Annotated in this window: 14 protein-coding genes; 6 read left to right on the top strand and 8 right to left on the bottom strand. The window is 69.1% G+C overall.

The annotated features are described in order from the left end of the window. Window positions 1-36: 36 nt before the first annotated feature. The 3 genes from AB0M24_RS06150 to AB0M24_RS06140 form a co-directional block, all read right to left on the bottom strand. Window positions 37-2,331, bottom strand: coding sequence for a penicillin acylase family protein (locus AB0M24_RS06150; RefSeq protein WP_363761707.1), 2,295 nt, complete (start codon window positions 2,329-2,331; stop codon window positions 37-39). After that, entirely contained in the window at window positions 2,328-3,851 is a 1,524-nt protein-coding gene (locus AB0M24_RS06145; RefSeq protein WP_363761705.1) for an FAD-binding oxidoreductase, read from the bottom strand. The genes AB0M24_RS06150 and AB0M24_RS06145 overlap by 4 nt, the downstream gene beginning before the upstream one ends. A gap of 92 nt (window positions 3,852-3,943) precedes the next feature. Then, on the bottom strand, window positions 3,944-4,417 hold the full coding sequence (locus tag AB0M24_RS06140; protein WP_363761703.1) for an Rrf2 family transcriptional regulator: 474 nt from the start codon (window positions 4,415-4,417) through the stop codon (window positions 3,944-3,946). Between the two features lie 93 nt (window positions 4,418-4,510). Between AB0M24_RS06140 and AB0M24_RS06135 the strand changes: the two genes are divergently transcribed. The 5 genes from AB0M24_RS06135 (at window position 4,511) to AB0M24_RS06115 (ending at window position 10,499) form a co-directional block, all read left to right on the top strand. Beyond that, window positions 4,511-5,737 carry an MFS transporter gene (locus AB0M24_RS06135; protein WP_363761701.1) on the top strand — a complete coding sequence of 409 codons (1,227 nt, stop codon included), beginning with the start codon at window positions 4,511-4,513 and terminating at the stop codon, window positions 5,735-5,737. A gap of 60 nt (window positions 5,738-5,797) precedes the next feature. Continuing rightward, window positions 5,798-6,994 (top strand): FAD-dependent monooxygenase, encoded by a 1,197-nt coding sequence (locus AB0M24_RS06130; protein WP_363761699.1) that lies wholly within the window; start codon window positions 5,798-5,800, stop codon window positions 6,992-6,994. An 82-nt stretch (window positions 6,995-7,076) separates the two neighbouring features. Continuing rightward, window positions 7,077-8,681, top strand: a complete 1,605-nt coding sequence (locus AB0M24_RS06125; protein ID WP_363761697.1) for an AMP-binding protein — start codon at window positions 7,077-7,079, stop codon at window positions 8,679-8,681. Beyond that, window positions 8,678-9,697: a methyltransferase gene (locus AB0M24_RS06120; protein WP_363761695.1), complete on the top strand. Its 1,020-nt coding sequence runs from the start codon at window positions 8,678-8,680 to the stop codon at window positions 9,695-9,697. The genes AB0M24_RS06125 and AB0M24_RS06120 overlap by 4 nt, the downstream gene beginning before the upstream one ends. Continuing rightward, a complete protein-coding gene (locus tag AB0M24_RS06115) occupies window positions 9,690-10,499 on the top strand; it encodes an AfsR/SARP family transcriptional regulator (RefSeq protein WP_363761693.1) in 810 nt (269 codons plus the stop codon). The genes AB0M24_RS06120 and AB0M24_RS06115 overlap by 8 nt, the downstream gene beginning before the upstream one ends. A gap of 124 nt (window positions 10,500-10,623) precedes the next feature. Here AB0M24_RS06115 and AB0M24_RS06110 read toward each other — a convergent pair whose 3' ends face one another. Genes AB0M24_RS06110 through AB0M24_RS06100 form a run of 3 tightly spaced genes read right to left on the bottom strand, consistent with a single transcriptional unit; the run spans window position 10,624 to window position 13,865 of the window. Then, window positions 10,624-11,961, bottom strand: coding sequence for a class I adenylate-forming enzyme family protein (locus AB0M24_RS06110; protein ID WP_363761691.1), 1,338 nt, complete (start codon window positions 11,959-11,961; stop codon window positions 10,624-10,626). A gap of 12 nt (window positions 11,962-11,973) precedes the next feature. After that, on the bottom strand, window positions 11,974-13,056 hold the full coding sequence (locus AB0M24_RS06105; protein WP_363761689.1) for a 3-dehydroquinate synthase II: 1,083 nt from the start codon (window positions 13,054-13,056) through the stop codon (window positions 11,974-11,976). Then, a complete protein-coding gene (locus AB0M24_RS06100) occupies window positions 13,053-13,865 on the bottom strand; it encodes a 2-amino-3,7-dideoxy-D-threo-hept-6-ulosonate synthase (protein ID WP_363761687.1) in 813 nt (270 codons plus the stop codon). The genes AB0M24_RS06105 and AB0M24_RS06100 overlap by 4 nt, the downstream gene beginning before the upstream one ends. A 417-nt stretch (window positions 13,866-14,282) precedes the next feature. Between AB0M24_RS06100 and AB0M24_RS06095 the strand changes: the two genes are divergently transcribed. Beyond that, complete coding sequence (locus tag AB0M24_RS06095) at window positions 14,283-15,086, top strand: AfsR/SARP family transcriptional regulator (protein ID WP_363761685.1); 804 nt, start codon at window positions 14,283-14,285, stop codon at window positions 15,084-15,086. A 52-nt stretch (window positions 15,087-15,138) separates the two neighbouring features. Here the strand turns inward: AB0M24_RS06095 and AB0M24_RS06090 are convergent, their stop codons facing one another. Together AB0M24_RS06090 and AB0M24_RS06085 are read right to left on the bottom strand one after the other, a co-directional pair. Beyond that, window positions 15,139-16,197 (bottom strand): ricin-type beta-trefoil lectin domain protein, encoded by a 1,059-nt coding sequence (locus AB0M24_RS06090; RefSeq protein WP_363761683.1) that lies wholly within the window; start codon window positions 16,195-16,197, stop codon window positions 15,139-15,141. Between the two features lie 146 nt (window positions 16,198-16,343). After that, window positions 16,344-18,278 (bottom strand): trypsin-like serine protease, encoded by a 1,935-nt coding sequence (locus AB0M24_RS06085; RefSeq protein ID WP_363761681.1) that lies wholly within the window; start codon window positions 18,276-18,278, stop codon window positions 16,344-16,346. Window positions 18,279-18,286: the final 8 nt, after the last annotated feature.

The following is an 18,286-nucleotide window of genomic DNA, read 5'->3' as shown; positions in this document are numbered from 1 at the left end:
AGGCGCCGGGGATGCCTGCCCGCCCCCTCCGCTGTGTCACGCCGGGTTCAGCGTGATGCGCTGTTCCGCGTTCCGGTTGATCGCGGACCTGCTGTACACCAACGGGAAGTATTGCCCGGTGTGCCACTTCTCGGCCAGGTCCCGGTAGTGCGGGGAGGCCGGGTCGCCGGACTGGCCCGGCGTGTTCACCGCGAGCGAGTTGTCCCACCCGCCCACGTCGAGCACCATGCGGAAGCTCGCGCCGTTCGTCTGGGTGAACGACTTCGCGCCGAAGCCCGCCGCGTCCACCGTGTAGGAGGAGCCGCCGCGCGCGAACGGGCCTACGTCCTTGCCCAGCGGGTGGGCGAACAACGTCTGGTGCAGGTTTCCCCAACGCCACGTAGAAGTGTCGGCGCCCAGGAGTCGTTGCGTCTCCTGGTAAGCCGCACCCAACGTGGTGAGCAGCAGCTGGTCCCTCGTCGACGGATCCAGCCGCCCCAGACCATCAAGAGCAGCCACCGGATCGGCAACGGGGATGAGCGGTTGCGCCGCGGGTGGCAGGACGGCCTTGGCGTACCCCGCCAGCAGGTAGCGCGACAGCCACACGTGGTACAGCGCCGCCGCAGCGGAATCGGAGGAGCTCACGAAGTTCCAGCCCCGCAACATGTTCAGCGCCGCCTGAACACCGGAGTCCGTGCTGCTCAACGAAGAAAGCAAGGCAACCAGCCGAGCAGCCGGCAGCTCGAACTGGTCGTTCTGCAACGCCGCCGACGACGCCAAAGAGCCGCGCGGAGTCTGCCGCAGCACGTCCGCGATGCGTTGGTACCGCGAGGGATTCGCCCACTCGTAGCCCACGACCGGCGCGCCCGGCGGCAGGTTGTACTCGTTGGCGGAGGCGAGGAAACCGGCAGCGGGGTCGACCGAGCGAGGCAGGTCGTCGCCGGTGAGGAAGCCGTTCCACTCGTAGCGGCCGTCACCGGGCACGGGCAGCAGGCCGTCGTAGCCGGAGCGCTTGGGTGCGAGGCCGCCGGGCACCCAGGCGATCTTGCCGCCGGTGTCCGCGTAGACCTGGTTCTCCGCCGGCGCGCCCCACTGACGCATAGCAGCGAGAAAATCGTCGAAACCGCGCGCTCGCATCAGCTTGAGGTTGCCGAAGTACGGCGACATGCCCGGCTCCGCCCAGCCCGTGCGCAGTGCGAACGCCAGACCGCGCTGGTGGTCGATCTTCAGAACCGGACCGTGCCGGGTGAACGACAACTCCACGGAACGGTCGGATTGCCCCGCAACGGGAACGGTCTCCGTGACTGTCCGCAGAGACTCCCAGCCGTCGCGGTAGCGGTAACGGGTGTGGTCGGCGGGGTCGAGCTGGTAGACGTAGAGGTCTTCCTGGTCGATGCCGAACACGGTGAGCCCGAACGCGACGGTTCCGTTGTGCCCGATGGAGATTCCCGGCTGGAACGGCTCGCCCGCGCCGATCACGTTGAGCCCCGGCGCGGACAGGTGCGTGATGTAGCGCAGCGACGGGGACTTCAGAGCGCGGTGCGGGTCGTTCGCCAGGATCGGACGGCCCGTGGTCGTGCGCGACGGCCCGACGACCCAGTTGTTCGAGCCCTCGGACGGTCCGTCGTCCGGCACGACCGAAAGCACACCGCGGTGGAACACGACGTCCTGCGTGGCGAGCTGGAACGTCGTGAGCACGTCGTCCGTCACCGCGCACGGGTCGAGCCCCGCAGGCACCACCAGGTTCACGTCGGGCTGCGGTACCAGGCGCACCTTGTCCGCGTTGACGTCGGTGACGCACGCGACCTTGGCCCGCGCGACCTCGCTGGTGAGGTTCTTCGTCAAGCCGTGGCTGCGAATCCGCACCACGTCCTCAGGGCTCCAGCGCGACGGCCGGTACCCCAGCTCGCGGAACTCCAAAGGCAACAACCCAGGATTACCGGCAAGCCAGTCCACGTAGGCATTGACGCCGTCGGTGAACCGAGAAGCCGCCATCCGAGCCTCGGGACCGTAGCTCGCCCACTCCGCCCGCATGTCACCCCGGTACAGGAACAACCGCGTCGCCCTGTCCTGCTCCACATAGGACGGACCGAGCACCTCGGCCAGCTGCCCCAGACCACGTCTGCGCCACAGGTCGATCTGGAACAACCGATCCCGCGCGGCCTGGAAACCCTGCGCCAGGAACAGGTCCTCGACTCCGGAAGCCGAGATGTGCGGAACACCCCACCGGTCGATCGTGATCTGCGCCGGCCGCGAGAGCCCCGGCACCGACAACGCGAGCTCGGAAGCCGACGCGCTGACCGGAACCGCAGAAGCCGCGACGAGCAGCAGGACGACGAGGAACCGCCTCATTTGCCCACGCTCTGCGAGAAGCTGAACCAGTTGTCCGGGTCGTACTTGCGCTTCACCGTCACCAGGCGCGAGTAGTTGCGGCCGTAGTAGGCCCACTGCCAGTCCCGCAGCCCGTCGTGGCCGTAGTTGAGGTAGGTGTGGCCGCTCGAATACTGGTCCATGACGGAGAACCCGTGGTTCGCCCACGCCACCGCGGCATCGGTGTCGTCACGCGACGGGTTCGCGTTGTTGAGCTGTGCCGAGTAGCCCAGGGCGAACTGCGCGTCCCGGTGCACCCACGCGGTGTCGCCGACGGGAACGCGGTTCGCCTGGCCGCCCCACGCGACGAAGACGATGGACCGGTTCTGCCCGGCACGCCGGTTCGCGTCGAACGCCGTGACGATCTCGTTGATGCCACCGGCGGGAATGGCCTTGGTGAACGTGCGGTAGCGGTGCGCCACGAAAGGCGTCCGCCCCAGCACCGCTTCCGGCGTCTGGCCGACGACGTGGCACTGGTCGGTGGTCTTGTCGCCGCACCCGAACGCCCGCATCATCGCGGTGTCGTACGGCAGCTCCTCGGCGGCACGCGTCGCCGGTGCGGTACCGACCGCGCTCACGAACGTGTCCAGCTGCGCGTTGGCGTCCGCCAAAGGACCGAGATATGCCCCGACGACCTGGACGATCGGCACCGCGCCCGGTGCGGCGTCCGGCAGCACCACGATCAACGTGGTCGCGAGCTCGTCCGGCCCGTTGATCGCCCACTGCTGCCAGGCCGAAACCACGTCAGCGACCTTGTCCCACGCCCACGTAAGCCGGTAGCTGATCACCTTGTCGACGCGGGTCGGCGTGGTCTCGAACTCGGTGACGATGCCGAAGTTGCCGCCGCCGCCACCGCGCAGCGCCCAGTAGAGGTCGCTGTACTGGCTCGAAGACGCACGGACGACACGTCCGTCGGCGAGCACCACCTTCGCGGACACGAGCCGGTCGGAGGCGGTGCCGTACTTGCGGGTCTGCCAGCCGAGGCCGCCGCCGAGCAGGAAGCCGCCAGGGCTCACCGTCGGGCAGCCACCGGCGGGCAGCGTCACGCCGTGCGGCTTGAGCTTCGGCAGCGCGTCAACGCCCTTGAGCCCCGGTCCGAACCGGACGGTCGAACCGGACACGGTCGCCTGGTTGAGCCTGGACGTGTCGACGATCAGACCCTCGGTGGTGGACCAGCCGTTGAAGCTGTGCCCGCCGCTGCGCACCGACGTGCGGACGTCGTTCTCGCGCGCGAAAAGGACCGCCCTGCGAACGTCCTCAGTGGACGTGCAGTAGGCGATCGCCTGGGGACGAACGGTGTCGAACTCCGCGCTGATGAGCTGCTTCGCCTGGGCGTAGCCGGGATCCGACGGCAGGACGAGGGAACCGGACAGCTGCCGGCCGAGCGCGGACCAGTCCGTCGACGACGCGTACCCCGCGGAGTCGAGCAGTCCGGAACCACCGAGAGCGGACGCGGCGACGACGCCGGCTCCCGCTCGCAGGAATGACCTTCTCGTGTGCATGCAAGCCTCTTCTCACAGTGCGCAGGTACCACCCGCCACACTGTCACCGGCTCACGAATTCCCCCATTCTCGTTCCATCGATGCTTGAGGCGTCACGCTTTCAGCCAGGTCCGCACGTCCTTCAAAGCGGTTCCGCTGCTGGCGACGTCGATGTTCGCGGCGAGGTCCGCGATCGTGATCCCGGCCAGCACCTCGCGCCACGCGGCCTCCGCCGTCGCCATCGCGCGCGCGACGGAGCACATCTTGGTGCACTTCTCCTCCGGCACGGCCAACGGGCCGCGCTGGCGGATCTCGGTGCAGCGGAAGAAGTCCCCTGGCCCGTCGATGGCCACGACGACGTCGAGCACGCTGATCTCGCGTGCGGATCTGGTCAGGGAGTACCCGCCACCTTGCCCCTGCCACGAGTGCACCACTCCCGCGCGCGAGAGCGCCTGGAGCTGTTTCGCCAAATACGTCATGGGCACGTCGTGCAGCTCAGCCAGCCGCTGGGACGGAACCAGCGTGCTCGCCTGGCTGAGCGTGACACAGCAGTGCAGTGCCCACTCGACTCCGTTGGAGAGCTTCATCCAGCAAGGATAGTTCCCGGACAAGTTTTGTCCAAGTAGCGCCGGAGTTCGTGATACGATCCGGACAACTTCTATCCGAGTTGAGGGGTTTCCTTGACCTCCACCCAAAATCAGCAGGCGGCGGCCTCTCCGACGGCCGCCGACCGTGCCACTCTGGGGCTGGCGGCGGTGGCGTTGTTCGTCGCCGCGATCAACCTGCGACCCGCCATCGCCGCGGTGTCGCCTCTTGTGGACGCGATTCGTGCCGACCTGGGGTTGTCGGCCACGGGCGTCGCACTGCTCACCACGATCCCGACTCTCGCCATGGGCGTCTGCGCGCCGGTGGCCGCTCTCGTGGCCCGCCGCACCGGCCTGCACGGCGGTGTGAACGTCGGTCTCCTGATCATCGGCCTCGGCACGATCGCCCGCGCGTTCGGCCACGCCACGTGGTTCCAGCTCGCGTGCGCGTTCATCGTCGGCACGGGCATCGCCATCGCGCAGACGCTTCTCCCCGCCGTCGTGAAGGCGCGCTTCTCCAGCAGGCCGAGCCTCGTCACCGGCATCTACACCGCGGGCCTCGGCCTCGGTGGCGCGGTCGCGGCGGGCGCGACGGCACCGCTGGCCGACGCGCTCGACTCGTGGCCGGTCGCGCTCGCCTCCTGGGCGGTGCTGGCGTTCGCGGGCATCGTGCTGTGGTCGGCGGCCAAGCGGTCGCTGGCGCTGGAGGACGCCGCCGGTCCCCGCAAGCTCTCCACCAAGGGTCTCGCGTGGGGCAGCGCGACGGCGTGGAAGATCACCGTGATCTCCGCGGGCAACTCCGCCCTGTACTACTGCGAGCTCGCCTGGATCGCCCCGCTGCTCACCAACGACGGTGGCCGCAGCACGGCGAGCGCCGGTGTGCTGCTCACCGCGATGATCTCCATCCAGGTCGTGGCGATGATCGCCGTGCCGATGCTGCTCGGCGAGCGCAAGGACCAGCGCCTCGGCCTGGTCGTCACCACGGTCATGACCGCCGCCGGCTTCCTCGGCTTCGCCCTGCTGCCCGGCACCGCGGTCTGGTTGTGGGTCCTGCTGATCGGCATCGGCCACGGCGGTCTGTTCCCGCTCGTGCTCGCCCTGCCGGTGACGGCGTCGCGCGACGCCGCGCACGCCGGTCGCATCAGCGGAATGGCGTTCTTCGTCGGCTACGGCTGTGCCGCGGTCGGCCCGTTGCTCGTCGGTCTCCTGCGCGACACCACCGGCAACTTCATGCTCGCGTTCCTCGCGCTGGCCGTGGCGGCGGCACTCATGGTGCTGCCGATCCTCACTTTGTCACCCCATCGGCTCAGCCTCGCGGAGTAGACCGAAAACCGGAACTACCAACAGACTGATCAACACGCAGCCGGATCTTGGGGGGTTCGAGTGTCTTCGGAACGACCGCGTGTCGCCGTCGTCGGCGCGGGTATCGCAGGCCTGGTCATCGCCGCGATCCTGCGCAGGCGAGGGATCACGTGCACCGTCTACGAGAAAACCCCGGTGTTCGACGCCGTCGGCGCCGGTATCCAGCTCTCACCGAACGGCGTGCGCGTGCTGCACTCCCTGGGACTCGCCCCCGCGCTGGCCGAGCGCGGGGTCGTGGCCCAGGCGATCGAGACCAGGCGGTGGGACGACGGGGCGTTGCTGTCCCGCGTCCCGCACGGCCTGGCCTGCGACGAGGAGTTCGGCGCGCCCTACTACCTGATCCACCGGGCCGACCTGCAACGTTGCCTGTTGCGCCTGTTACCCGAGGCGGACGTGACCCTGGGGCGCGCCGTCACCGAGGTGGTCGACGGGCCTGACGGAGCCGAACTGCGGTTCGGCGACGGGACTCGCGACACCGCCGACCTGGTGATCGGCGCCGACGGGGTGCATTCCGCCGTCCGCGCCTCGCTCATCGCCGATGAGCCGAAGTTCTCCGGCTACGCCGTGTACCGCGGGCTCATCGAAGCCCACGAGGTGCCGTCGTTCGCCGCCGACCCGCGGGTGATGTTCTGGCTCGGCCCGCGGCGCCACATCACGTACTACCCGATCTGCTCCGGCGAGACCATCCACTTCAGCGCGGTCTACGCCACCGAGGACTCCCGCCCGAACTCCACCTCCACGGGTGCCGAGGCGAACGACCTGGCCGAGGCGTTCGCCGGCTGGCACGAGGAGGTCCGGCGGGTGATCGCCGCCCCGGCACTGGTCACCCGCTGGGGCGTGTTCGACCGCGACATCGCACAACGCTATGTGGGGCAACGAATCGCGCTCGTCGGCGACGCTGCCCACCCGATGTTGCCGTACATGTCCCAAGGCGCGAACCAGGCGCTCGAGGACGCGGTCGTGCTGACCGACTGCATCTCCGACAGCGAGCGAGACCTCAGCGGCGCGATCAAGCGCTACGAGTCGTTGCGCATGCCGCGCACGACCGAGGTCCACGGCATGTCCCGCAACCGCGCGGACAGCTTCCACTACGCCGACGGACAGTGTCAGCAAGAACGCGACCAGGTGCTCGCCCGTGAGCAGGACCTGGACCACCTCGCCTGGTTGTACGGCCACGACGCCGCGCGCGTCGTGACGCCGAGCGTCGACGTTCGCTGAAAGCTCTTCTCTCTCCACGCTGCGCAACTCTTCTTTTGCCATGCCCCCTGCACTTGCCATGGCACAAAACTGGGAGGAAAAGATGCACGGCTTGATCCGCCGTCTCATGCACGGCAACGGCTTCTACATAGGAAAGATCTTCGAGGACGCGGCGCGCAGGTTCCCCGGCCTGAGCGTCACCCTCGACACCCCGCTGCTGTGGGATCCCGAACGCGGCACCGACTTCACCGTCACGCAGCTCGCGGACGTCGTCGACGACCTCTCGGCGCGGCTGTGGGCGGCGGGTGTCCGTCCCACCGACAGGGTGGCGCTCTACAAGACCAACAACTTCGACATCGCCCTGCTCGCCTGCGCGGTCGCGCGGATCGGCGCGGTGCCGGCGTTGCTCTCCCCGTTCCTCGACGGTGAGATCGCGTTCGTGCTGCTGCACCGGCTCGACCAGCCGTGGCTGCTCACGGACGAGGACACGATCAACGGCTCGTTGCAGGACATCCCCGTCGCCCAGGCGTGCAAGGGAGTTCTCATCACCGCGGGCGACGCACCGGTCGGCACCACCCGGCTCGCGTCGTTCAAGAACGCACCGCGCCGCGACCCGGTGCTGCTGCACCCGCGCCAGCCCTCGTTGATCTCGCACAGCTCCGGCACGACGGGTGTGCCCAAGCTCGCCGTGCACTGTCCGGAGGCCGGGTTCCACCGCCTGGTTCCGCAGAAGCTCGCGGCCTGGCCCACGCGGCGCAAGGAGAAGGCCGCTCTGTGCATGACTTTCGTGCACTCGCGGTTCTACCAAGGCCTTGCCATGTGGCTGGAGCTGGGCAACCCTCTGGTGATCGCCGTCGACGCCGATCCGAGTGCTGTTGGCCCCTTGTTCAAGCGCACGCGGCCGGGTTACGTGGAGACGCACCCCAACAACTACATCGACTGGGAGGTGCTGGCCGACGCTCCCGGCGAGCCGCTGTCGAGCGTGCGCTACTTCGGGGCCACCTTCGACGCGATGCACCCGCGCACCATCCAGCGGATGCTCTCGGCTTCGCGTCGGCCGCGGCCGTTGTTCCTGCAGGCGTACGGGCAGTCCGAGATCGGCCCGGTGGCCGGCCGCTGGTACTCCCGCCGCACCGCCAAGAACGCGGACGGCCGCTGCGTCGGAATGCCGTTGCCGGGCTTCATCTCGATGCGCGTGGTCGACGACAACGGCAACCGCGTCAAGCGCGGCGAGCCCGGCCACCTGGTGGTGCGCAGCCGCACCCGCATCCTCACCTACCTCGGCGAGGACGAGCGGTACCAGAGCCAGCTGCTCAACGGCGGCTGGTGGCGCTTGGGGGACATGGGTTTCCGGGACCGCTTCGGTCTGCTGCACCTGCTCGACCGCGAGGCCGACAAGATCGAGTCGATGGACAGCAACCTCGCCGTCGAGGACATCCTGATGTCGAGGCTCGAGGAGCTGCGCGAGGTCGTCATCGTGGTCGGACCGAACGGAGAACCCGTGCCGGTCGTGTCCACAAGGGACGATCTCCCGTACGACGAGGGCCGGTGGAAGCAGGCCACCCGCGACCTGCCATCCATGGCCGCGGTGCGCCAGCTGCCGTTCAAGGAGCTGCCGCGCACCTCCACGTGGAAGATCCAGCGCCACCAGCTCGCCAAGTTCATCCGCGAGGCCCACAAGGCCACTGAGGGGACCGAGACCGCATGACGACCAAGAGTCCTTCCGAGCGTCACCTGATCGAACTGATGACCGGCTTCTGGAAAACCCAGGCCGTGTTCATCGCGACCGAGCTCGGCATCGTGGACCGCATCGCCGAGACGAACCGGCCGTCCGCGGCCGAGCTCGCACTCGCGCTGCAGCTCGACGCGGACGCGTTGGGCCGCCTGCTGGACTACCTCGTCGGCCTCGGCGTGGCCGACGGCGACGACGCGACGGGCTACGCGCTCACCGACGTCGGCGCGTTGCTGCGCAGCGACTCCCCCAGCGCCATGCGCGACCACGCGCGCCTCTACGGAGACCAGTTCTACCGGGCGTGGGGCGCGCTGACGCACTCGCTGCGCACCGGTGGCTCCGCTTTCACGCTGGTGCACCGCGCCCCGCTGTTCTCGTACCTGTCCGAGAACCCCCAGGTCTCGGAATCTTACGAGCGCATGATGGTCGCGGGACTGCCGTTCTTCCAGGCGGTCAGCGAGGTGTACGACTTCTCGGACGCGCGGCGGATCGTCGACGTCGCCGGCGGGCACGGCGCGTTGCTCGACCAGATCCTCACCGCGAACCCCGGCCCGAGCGCCGTGCTGTTCGACGCACCGCACGTGATCGAGGAGGCGTCGCGCTACCCCATCGCCTCCGAGCACGCCGAGCGGTGCGAACGGATCGGTGGCGACTTCTTCGAGTCGGTGCCGGAGAACGGCGACGTCTACCTCCTGTCGCGAATCCTGCACTGCTTCGACGACGAGGCGTGCCACCGCATCCTGAGCAACTGCCGCCAGGCGATGGCCCCGGACGCGAAGCTGGTGATCCTGGAACGGGTCATCACCGACAAGAACGCGGCACTCGCGCTCGGGTTCAACATGCACATGCTGGTCGTTCTCGGCGGTGGGCGGGAGCGGTCGGAGGCCGAGTACGCCGCGATGCTCGACAAGGCGGGGTTCTCGCTCGGCACCGTGCACTCGTTGCCACTGGAAACCCATCTCCTGGTCGCTGTGCCCCAGAACCATGGGTGACCCGCAGCCGATCTTCCGGGTGCTGGGCCCGCTCCGGGTCGAGCACAGAGGCCGGGTGCACACACCGACAGCGTCGAAGCAGCGGCAGGTCCTCCTTCTGCTGCTGCTTCGCGCGAACAGCACGGTGTCCCTCCCGCAGTTCGTGGAAGAACTGTGGGAGGGGTATCCCCCGGCCAGCGCGATTCCCGCTCTGCACACGTACGTCATGCAGCTGCGGCGCGCGCTGGACTCGTTGCACCTCGCGGACGGGCCCGCCAGCAGCAGGCTCGTCACCCGCACCGGCGGCTACGAGCTGGTGGTGCGGCCGGGAGAGCTCGACCTCGACGTGTTCGACGAGAAGATCCAGGCGGCGCTGGCCCAGACCGACAGCTCCACGCGGGCACGGGGTCTGCACGAGGCGCTGGAGCTGTGGACGGCGCCCGCGCTCGCGGACGTCGTCACCGGACCGGTGATGCGGTCCGCGATCACGGTGCTGCAGCAGAAGAGGCTCGACGCGCTGGGGCACCGCATCGACGCGGACCTCGAAGTCGGCTGGCACCACGAACTGATCGGTGAGCTCAGCTCGCTCGTGCTGCACAACAGCACGAGCGAGCGGTTCACCGCCCAGCTCATGCTCGCGCTCTACCGTTCGGGTCGTCAGGTCGACGCCCTGAACGCGTTCCACCGGCTGCGTCGTGCGGAGGGCAGGCTGTCCAGGGAGCTGCACGACCTCTACACGGCCATCCTGGCCGGTGACCCGGCGCTCGACCCGCCCATCCAGGCGCGGACCAGGCTCTCACTGGACGCCGCGCTGATCGCGTGACCACTCTCCCTCTCCCAGAAAAAAGGAGAACCCCCGCCGGATCGGCCCCGGCGGGGGTTCTCCCGTGGTCGATGAAGGGAACCTTCCTCCACGTCAGGTGGAGGAAGGTTCCCTTCATCGAGCTTCACGAGGCGCGGGTCAGGTGCGCGAGGAGGAGTTCTCTGCTGCGCAGGGTTTTGCCGTTCGCGGTCGCTGGAAGGCGGCTGGTGACGTGGAACCTGGAAGGCACGCCGACGTCGCCGAGCAGCCAGCGGCACCACGACGTGAGCTCGTCGCGGGTCAGCTCGGCAGGGCCCTCGACGTGGGCCTCGACCACGTCCGCGCCCAGCACCACGACGTCGGACACCAGCCGGTGACCGCGCAGCACCGCCTCGATCTCCAGCAGGTCCACCTGGGGGTCCGCGCCGGCACCGGCCCTGCCCCGCAACCGCACCGCGCCGGTGCGGGGATCGAGCGTCACCAGGTCCTGTGTGGACAACCAGCCACCGCCCTGCCACCGGTCGTCGTCCGAGTACAGGTACGGCGACTGCGCGACGAGCACCTCCAGCACACCGTGCCGCACCCTCGTCGCGACGCCGGGCAGCGGCACGCCGACCGTGCGCGGGCCGTGTTCGCCGCGCAGGTCGGTCGCCACGATCCCGGTCTCCGTGGTGCCGTAGGCCTGTCCGATGTGGACACCGAACCGATCCGCGAACGTGTCGTAGACCCGTTGCGGCAGTGCCTCACCACTGGACACGGCGAGCCGGAGGCGGGACGGTTCCCGCCTCGCGGCCGCGATTCGCTCGAAATGCCGCGGGGTGCCCAGCACCACGTCCGCGTCGCTGATCGTCTCGTGGGAGAACATCAGGACCGCGCGCGCGTTGAGAGCGTGCAGCACACCACCTACGAGACTGAACGAGTGCGTGATCGGGTCGAGCACCAGCACCCGTTCGCCGCGGCCGGGCATGCCGTCGATCGCGGCGAACCGGTGCACCTCGTTCAGCAGCGACTCGGGCGTGCGCCCGACCGCCTTCATCCCACCGGTGGTGCCGGAGGAGAACTGCACCAGGCAGTGGCCGGTGCGCGCCCGCCGACCGGAGGGCAGCCGCAGCACGGCCACCTCGCACTCGTCGGCGAACGCGCCCCGTGCCACCCGCCGACCACCGAGCACGACGTGGTGGCGTGGCCCGCACAGCTCGAACAGCGCGGCGCGCTCCGCCCTGGTCACGTGCGGGCCGAGGTGGACGACCTGCGTGCCGAGCGACCACAGCGCGAACATCGCCCACAGCTGGGTGAAGCTCGCTGTTCCCTGCAGCGCGACGACGTCCCCGCCGCGAATGCCCTGGAGCCGGAACAGCTCCGCCAGCCGTGCCACCTCGGCGCGCAGCCTGCCGTGAGTGATCTCCTCGGCACCCCGCGCCCACACGGCGTCGTCCTCACCACCGTGCAGAAGTGCGGCGCCCCACCACGAATCGGTGCTCACGTCATCTCCCGACTACTTCTCCACGCAGAACTCGCCGACGGGCCAGCCGACGTGCCGCTTGTCCGTGGCGACGTACCCCAGGACCTGGGTGCCCGGCGTGAGCTCGGTGACGTTGAGGACCGACGCGCCCTGGCCGAGGACGCGGACGTGCCAGTCGTCCTGCACGATCAGGTTGACCTTCACCCCGGCCTCGGAGACCGCGTTGATGCTCAGCAGCGGACGCGACTCCAGCTTGATCCTCCCGACGACGATGCGCCGGGTGCGGCCGTCGGCGCCGACGGCCAGGACGACGCTGCCGGACTTCAGCTCGCTGAGGTAGTTGGTCCGGTTGTCCTGACCGAGCACGTAGGAGTGCAGCGCGCCGGCGTTGATCCGGAACGGCCGGGTCGGCATGTACGGCAACGGGTGCGTCTCGCTGCAGCACAGGATGAACCCGTGCGCGTACGAGCCGACGAGCATGCCCTCGTCCTCTTCGAAGTGCGTGCAGGTGTCGATGCACACGCGGTCGCCGAGTCCGAGGTGCTCGATCGACTCGACGGTGAGGGGCTGCAACGCGAGCTCCGGCGTGCGCGCCTGGAGCATGCGGACGAGCTTGAACACCTCGTCGGCGTTGCGGGGCGCGAGCAGCACGCCCTCGGAACCCTTCTCCAGCACGTCCACGATGATCTGCGCCTCTTCGACGCTGCTCGCCGCGCAGATGAGCTGGCCCGGCGACCGGTCGGCCGCGGCGATGACGATCTCCAGCGGGATCTTCGTCGGGTCCTTGAACTGCACCACGGTGTACGGCAGCCCGATCGCCGCGTTGCACGCCAGCGTCAGCGTCGGGTCGTCCACCACGTGCACCAGGCCGGCGACGTTCTGCGCGGCCAGCCCGCTGATCTGGGACTCGTCCTTGACCTCGCGCAACGCGATCACGTCGGAGGGCACGCTGTCGAAGTCGCCCACCAGCACGCGCTTCACCGTGCTCGGCAGGACCGAGAGGACGTCGGGGTTGTCGGTGACGATCGCGTCCACCCTGGCGTGGATCGCGGCGTCGATCACGGCCTCGCGCTGCGCCTCGGGGGCGGAACGGACGTCGATCCATGCGAACTTCACGAGATACCTGCCATTCGGGGTTGGGAGACGGGCGCGGACCCGAACTCGCTCTGATGGACGATCCTGGCCAGCTCCCGCACCGTCTTGCGGGGCTCGACGCTCGTGAACACGCGGCGCCCGACGGCGAGACCGCGGCAGCCGACCTCCAGCGCGGAGGTGGCGAAGTCGGCGGCGCTCTGCTGTCCCGCGCCGCCGGCGACGACGATCGGCAACGGCGAGGCGGCCACGACCTCGACCATCGCGTGGATCGGCGCCACCATGGGCACCTTGACGATGTCGGCCCCGAGGTCCGCCGCGATGTTCGCGACGTGCGAGACCAGCACCGGGTCGGAGGGGTCGGTGATGCGGGGGCCGCGCGGGTACATCATCGCGATCAGCGGGATGCCCCACCGGTCGCACTCGCGCGCCACGGCGGCGCAGTCGGCGAGCTGCCCGGCCTCGGTCGCGGATCCGACGTTGACGTGCACGCTCACCGCGTCGGCGCCGAGCCGCACCGCTTCGGCGACCTCGCCGACCAGCACCTTGGCGTTGGCGTCCGGCGCGTGCATCGTGCTCGCGCTCAAATGCACGACGAGCGCACATCGCGCCAACAAGTGCGGCGCAATGGTGCGGGCCCTCCCTTTGTGCACGACGATGGCGTCCGCCCCGCCGTCAACAATGTCGCGCACGAGCTGATTGAAGCCCGGAACACTCGCAATCGGCCCATCCGCGACTGTGTGGTCGAGCGGGACGAAGAGGAACCGACCGTCGTTGTGCCGAGATAACCGGGCCATCCTTAATGCCTTACCGCTCAGTGGCAGTATCGACATGTTGCCTCCCCCTCGGACGTTTGATTCGGGGCGACGTGGCACAGCGGTCCGTCGCGAGTCCCGGGACCACCGTCGCAGCCCGCTCTAAAGAATCGAGCGAGGTGAGAACCTCCTGCAGCACCCCCTTTCGAGGGTGCGCACACGTTGCGTAACGGCCGTACGGGTACACAGCTCGCACGCAAACGCAAGCTTTTACTCTGCGTAGCTATTTCCACCGGCAGTTTCCAGCGAACTTTGATAGCGACCGTTTACGACGGGCGGCGGGCCGAGCTAGTGTCCTGAAGGCGTCGGCCATTCTCCTCGTAACCAAGAGTAGGCACTTCTCAGGCTGCGGAATCACCCACGTGGAGCAAGGACGCCCCGCTAGCATGGAATCGCGTTGCTAGGGGAAGCGACGGCAATCATTGGGGGGAAGAGATGCAATTAGGAGTTCTCGGACCGCTGCAGGTGACATCGGGCGGCAAGTCGTTCGTGCCGACCGCGCCGAAATCGAGGCAGCTCCTCGCCCTGCTGTTGATCAGCGCGAACGAATTCGTCTCCGTGGACGCGTGCGTCGAGGAGCTCTGGGCCGGCAACCCGCCGAACAGCTTCATGTCGACGCTGCACACGTACGTCCTGCACGTGCGGCGGATGCTGAAACATCTGCCGGGCGGGAAGGACCTGCTGCTCACCCGCACCCAGGGCTACCAGCTCGTCGTCCCGCCCGGAACGTTCGACCGCGCGGTGTTCGACGACCACGTCCGCGAGGCGCGGGAAGCGTTGGCGCGCAACGAGAACCACCTCGCGGCGAGCACGTTCCGGTCCGCTCTCGCGCTGTGGCGGGGCACCGTTCTGGCGGACGTGCCCGCGAGCACGGTGATCACGGCGTACCAGGTGGAGCTGACCGAACGCCGGCTCGGCGTGCTGGAGCAGCGCATCGAGGCCGACCTGCGGCTGGGCCGGCACGCGAACCTGTTGCCGGAGCTGCACAAGCTCACGCAGGCGCATCCGACGCACGAGAACATCCACGCCCAGCTGATGATCGCGCTCTACCGGTCCGATCGGCGCGGCAAGGCGATCCAGGTGTTCCACCACCTCAGCCGGCTGCTCGGCGACCAGCTCGGGTTGCAGCCCTGCAACCGGATGCAGCGGCTGCACGAGGCGATCGTGAACTGCGACCCGGCGCTGGTCGGGCCGGTCAGCCGCGGCCCCGTGCGCAGCCTCTGCGCCGCGGCCTCCTGACGCGGACGAGGGACCGTCCGCAATGGACGATCCCTCGTCGGGTCGCGCGCGATCAGACGCGCACTGTCCACTGCTGACTGGTCCAGCCCGGCGCCGGGCGGCAGGCCGTGATCACGATCGGCGTGCCGGGGGCGTTGGAGCCGATGTCCAGGCACAGACCGTTGGAGTTGCGGATGGTGCCGTCCTGGAACTTCCACTGCTGGCTGATCCAGCCGGGCGCCGCCTTGCAGTTCGCGAGCACGATCTTGGTGCCGTCGGCGTTGCTCGGGATGTCCAGGCAGAGGCCGTTGTAGTTGCGGATGGTGCCGTCGCCGGGCACCTGCCACTTCTGGCTCTTGTGGTGGCCGGGGTCGCACGTGAACAGTCCGACGACCGTGCCGGGGGCGTTGCTCTCGATGTCCGCGCACAGGCCGTTGAAGTTGCGGATCCGCTGGCCGGCGAACTGCTGCCGCAGCCACGTCACCACGTCGTCGGTGCGAGTGGCGGTGCTGCCCTTGCGGGTCTCGTCTACGAGCAGGCAGCCGTTCTGCCACGAGGTCCGGCTGATGCCGACGAGCTCGGCGACGCCGTCCCGCTCGCGGAACACCGGCCCGCCCGCGTCGCCCCTGCACAGGTCGGCGCCGCCGGTCAGCACCGCGTCCGAACCGGCCGTGGCGGCGGTGAACGCCGTGACGCGCGGACGGTCCGGGACCCACTCCCGGTCCGTGCGGCCGAAACCGGCTGCCTTCACGGACTCGTTCGCCGCGAGATCGGTGCCGAGCGCGATCGGCGCGACAGGTGCGGGCACCTCCAGCCGCGCGACCGCGAGATCACGCGCCGGGTGCCTCTTGACCTCAACTGCTTTCGTCGCATGGCCTGCGCCGGTCCCCAGGTTGACGTCACCGACGACGACCTTCACCTCACCGGACGACGGCAGGCAGGACGACGACGTGACGATCCACTCCGCGTCGATCAGCGCGGCCGAACACGCGGCCGAGCCCGACGTGACACGCGCCAGGAACTGGTGACTGCCGTTCGGCACAACGGTTCCGCCGGACATCGCCTGCGACGCCCCCGCGGACAACAACCCGGCCGCGACCACACCGGCCACAACCACAGCGATCTTCGTCACTTGACACTTCCCCCATTTGGATCTCCGGCCCGCTCCTGAACGCGGGCAACTGCCGAGTGAACCGGTGAACCCTGGTGGCTCACCGGTTCACCCAGGTCGTGATGCTTGTCGTGCAACGGATCTACGGCCCGGGGTTGGGACCCTTGCTACAGCAGCTTCGCCGACTGCGCCGGCCCGTTGCCGTCTCCGCCGTCCCACTGCCGGACGGGTGCGTCAAAGCCGGTGGCGTTGCCCTTCCACAGGTAGGCCCGCGTGAGCCCGTTGTCGAAGTTGTAGAACGCCACGACGTCACTGCGCCCGTCACCGTTGTAGTCACCGGCGATCAGTCGTGCGGCCTGCGCGGGCCAGTTGCCGGGCAGGCCGTCCCACTTCTCGGACCAGTCGGCGAACGACGTCGCGGTGGCGTAGAAGACGAGCAGCTTCGTCTGGCCGCCGCCGTAGTTGTAGAAGGCGCCGAGGTCCGAGCGGCCGTCCCCGTTCCAGTCGCCGGAGACGTAGCGGGCCTGGCCGTTGCCCCAGCCGGTGACGCCCTTGCGGTGCACCGGGGCGTTGAAGCCGGTCGCGGTCGCTTCGAACGTCCACAGCGCGATGTTCGCGTCGCCGTGGTCGTACACCGCCGTGATGTCCACGCGGCCGTCGCCGTTGTGGTCACCGGCGAGGTAGGTGGCGCGGCCCTGGATCCACTGGCCGGGACCGCTGTCCCACTTCTCGGCCGGCGGCTCGAAGCCCGTCGCCGTGCCGTACCAGACGAAGAGCTTGGTCTGGGCGTTGCCGAGGTCGTAGAACGCGGCGATGTCGGCGCGGCCGTCGGCGTTGTAGTCGCCCGCGACGATCTTCGAGCTCTGCGACGGAGCGTTGTTCGGGCCGCCCGTCCACTTCTCCTGCCAGTCGCTGTAGCCGGTCGCGGTGGCGTAGAAGACGAGCAGCTTCGTCTCGCCGCCGTCGTAGTTGTAGAACGCCGCCGTGTCCGAACGGCCGTCACCGTTGAAGTCGCCGGTCACCCAGCGGGCGCGGTTGACGTCGAAGCCACCGGCGTTGCCCTTCAGCTTGAACTCGGGCGCCGCGAGACCCGCCTCGCCGCCGTTCCACACCGGCAGGCCGAGGGTGTAGCCGCCCAGCTCGTACGCGGCGCCGACGTCGTCGATGCCGTCACCGCTGAAGTCGTGGCGGGACGGGAGTTTCGTGGTGGCGGAGGCGATGCCGGAAGCCGTGCCGTCCTGGCCGTTGAGCACGGGAACGACGCGGTAGTACCACTTCTGCTTGGCGGCGAGCGCGCTGTGGATGTAGCCCGGCGTCGTCAACGTCGCGACCAAAGTGGACGGACCGATCGGCACATCGGCGTTCTGCGAGGCGTAGACCTTGAACGACTGGTTGCCCCTGGCCGCCCACGAGAGGTTGATCGCGTGCTGCGGTGCGGGCCGCGCGGACAGGTCGAGGAGCTCGGAGGCGAACCAGTCGGCGACGTTGTCCACGCGGGCGGCGGTGCTGCCCTGCCGCGACTCGGACACGCCGATGCACCCGTGCTGCCAGGAGGTGCTGTTCAGGCCGACGAGCTGCGGGGTGCCGTTCACCTCGCGGAACACCGGGCCGCCCGCGTCACCCTTGCAGGTGTCGACGCCGTCGTTGCCGGTGAGCGCGACCGTCTGGCCGTTGCTCGAACCGACGGTGAACAACGCCGTGCGCGCACGATCCGGCACCCATTCCGTGACGGTGCGGCCGAAACCGCCGGCGCGCAGCACTTCGCCCTGAGCGGGCGCGGCGCCGATCGCGATCGGCGTGACGTCCGTGACGGGTTCCTTCAGCCGCACCAGGACGGCGTCGCGGTCGGAGCGCGTGACGACCCGCGCGATGCCGATCGTCTTGCCCGCCAACGACACCGAAGCGCCATCGGGCGTGCAGCCCTTCGCGGTCAGCACCCAGACCGGGTCGATCAACGCGCCGGTGCACGCGGCGGTGGTGCCGAGCGAGATCCTCGCGAGGAACTTGTATGCGCCGTCGGGCACCACCGTGCCACCAGACAGCGCCATCGACGGCGACGCGGTGAGCCCGCCCGCCAATGCCGCGGCAGCGAGCGCGCTCACCGCGAGTC

Source organism: Lentzea sp. NPDC051838 (genome assembly GCF_040681245.1).
Lineage (GTDB): Bacteria > Actinomycetota > Actinomycetes > Mycobacteriales > Pseudonocardiaceae > Lentzea.
Note: the sequence above shows the minus strand (reverse complement) of the source record. Positions and strands in the feature narration are given on the sequence as shown.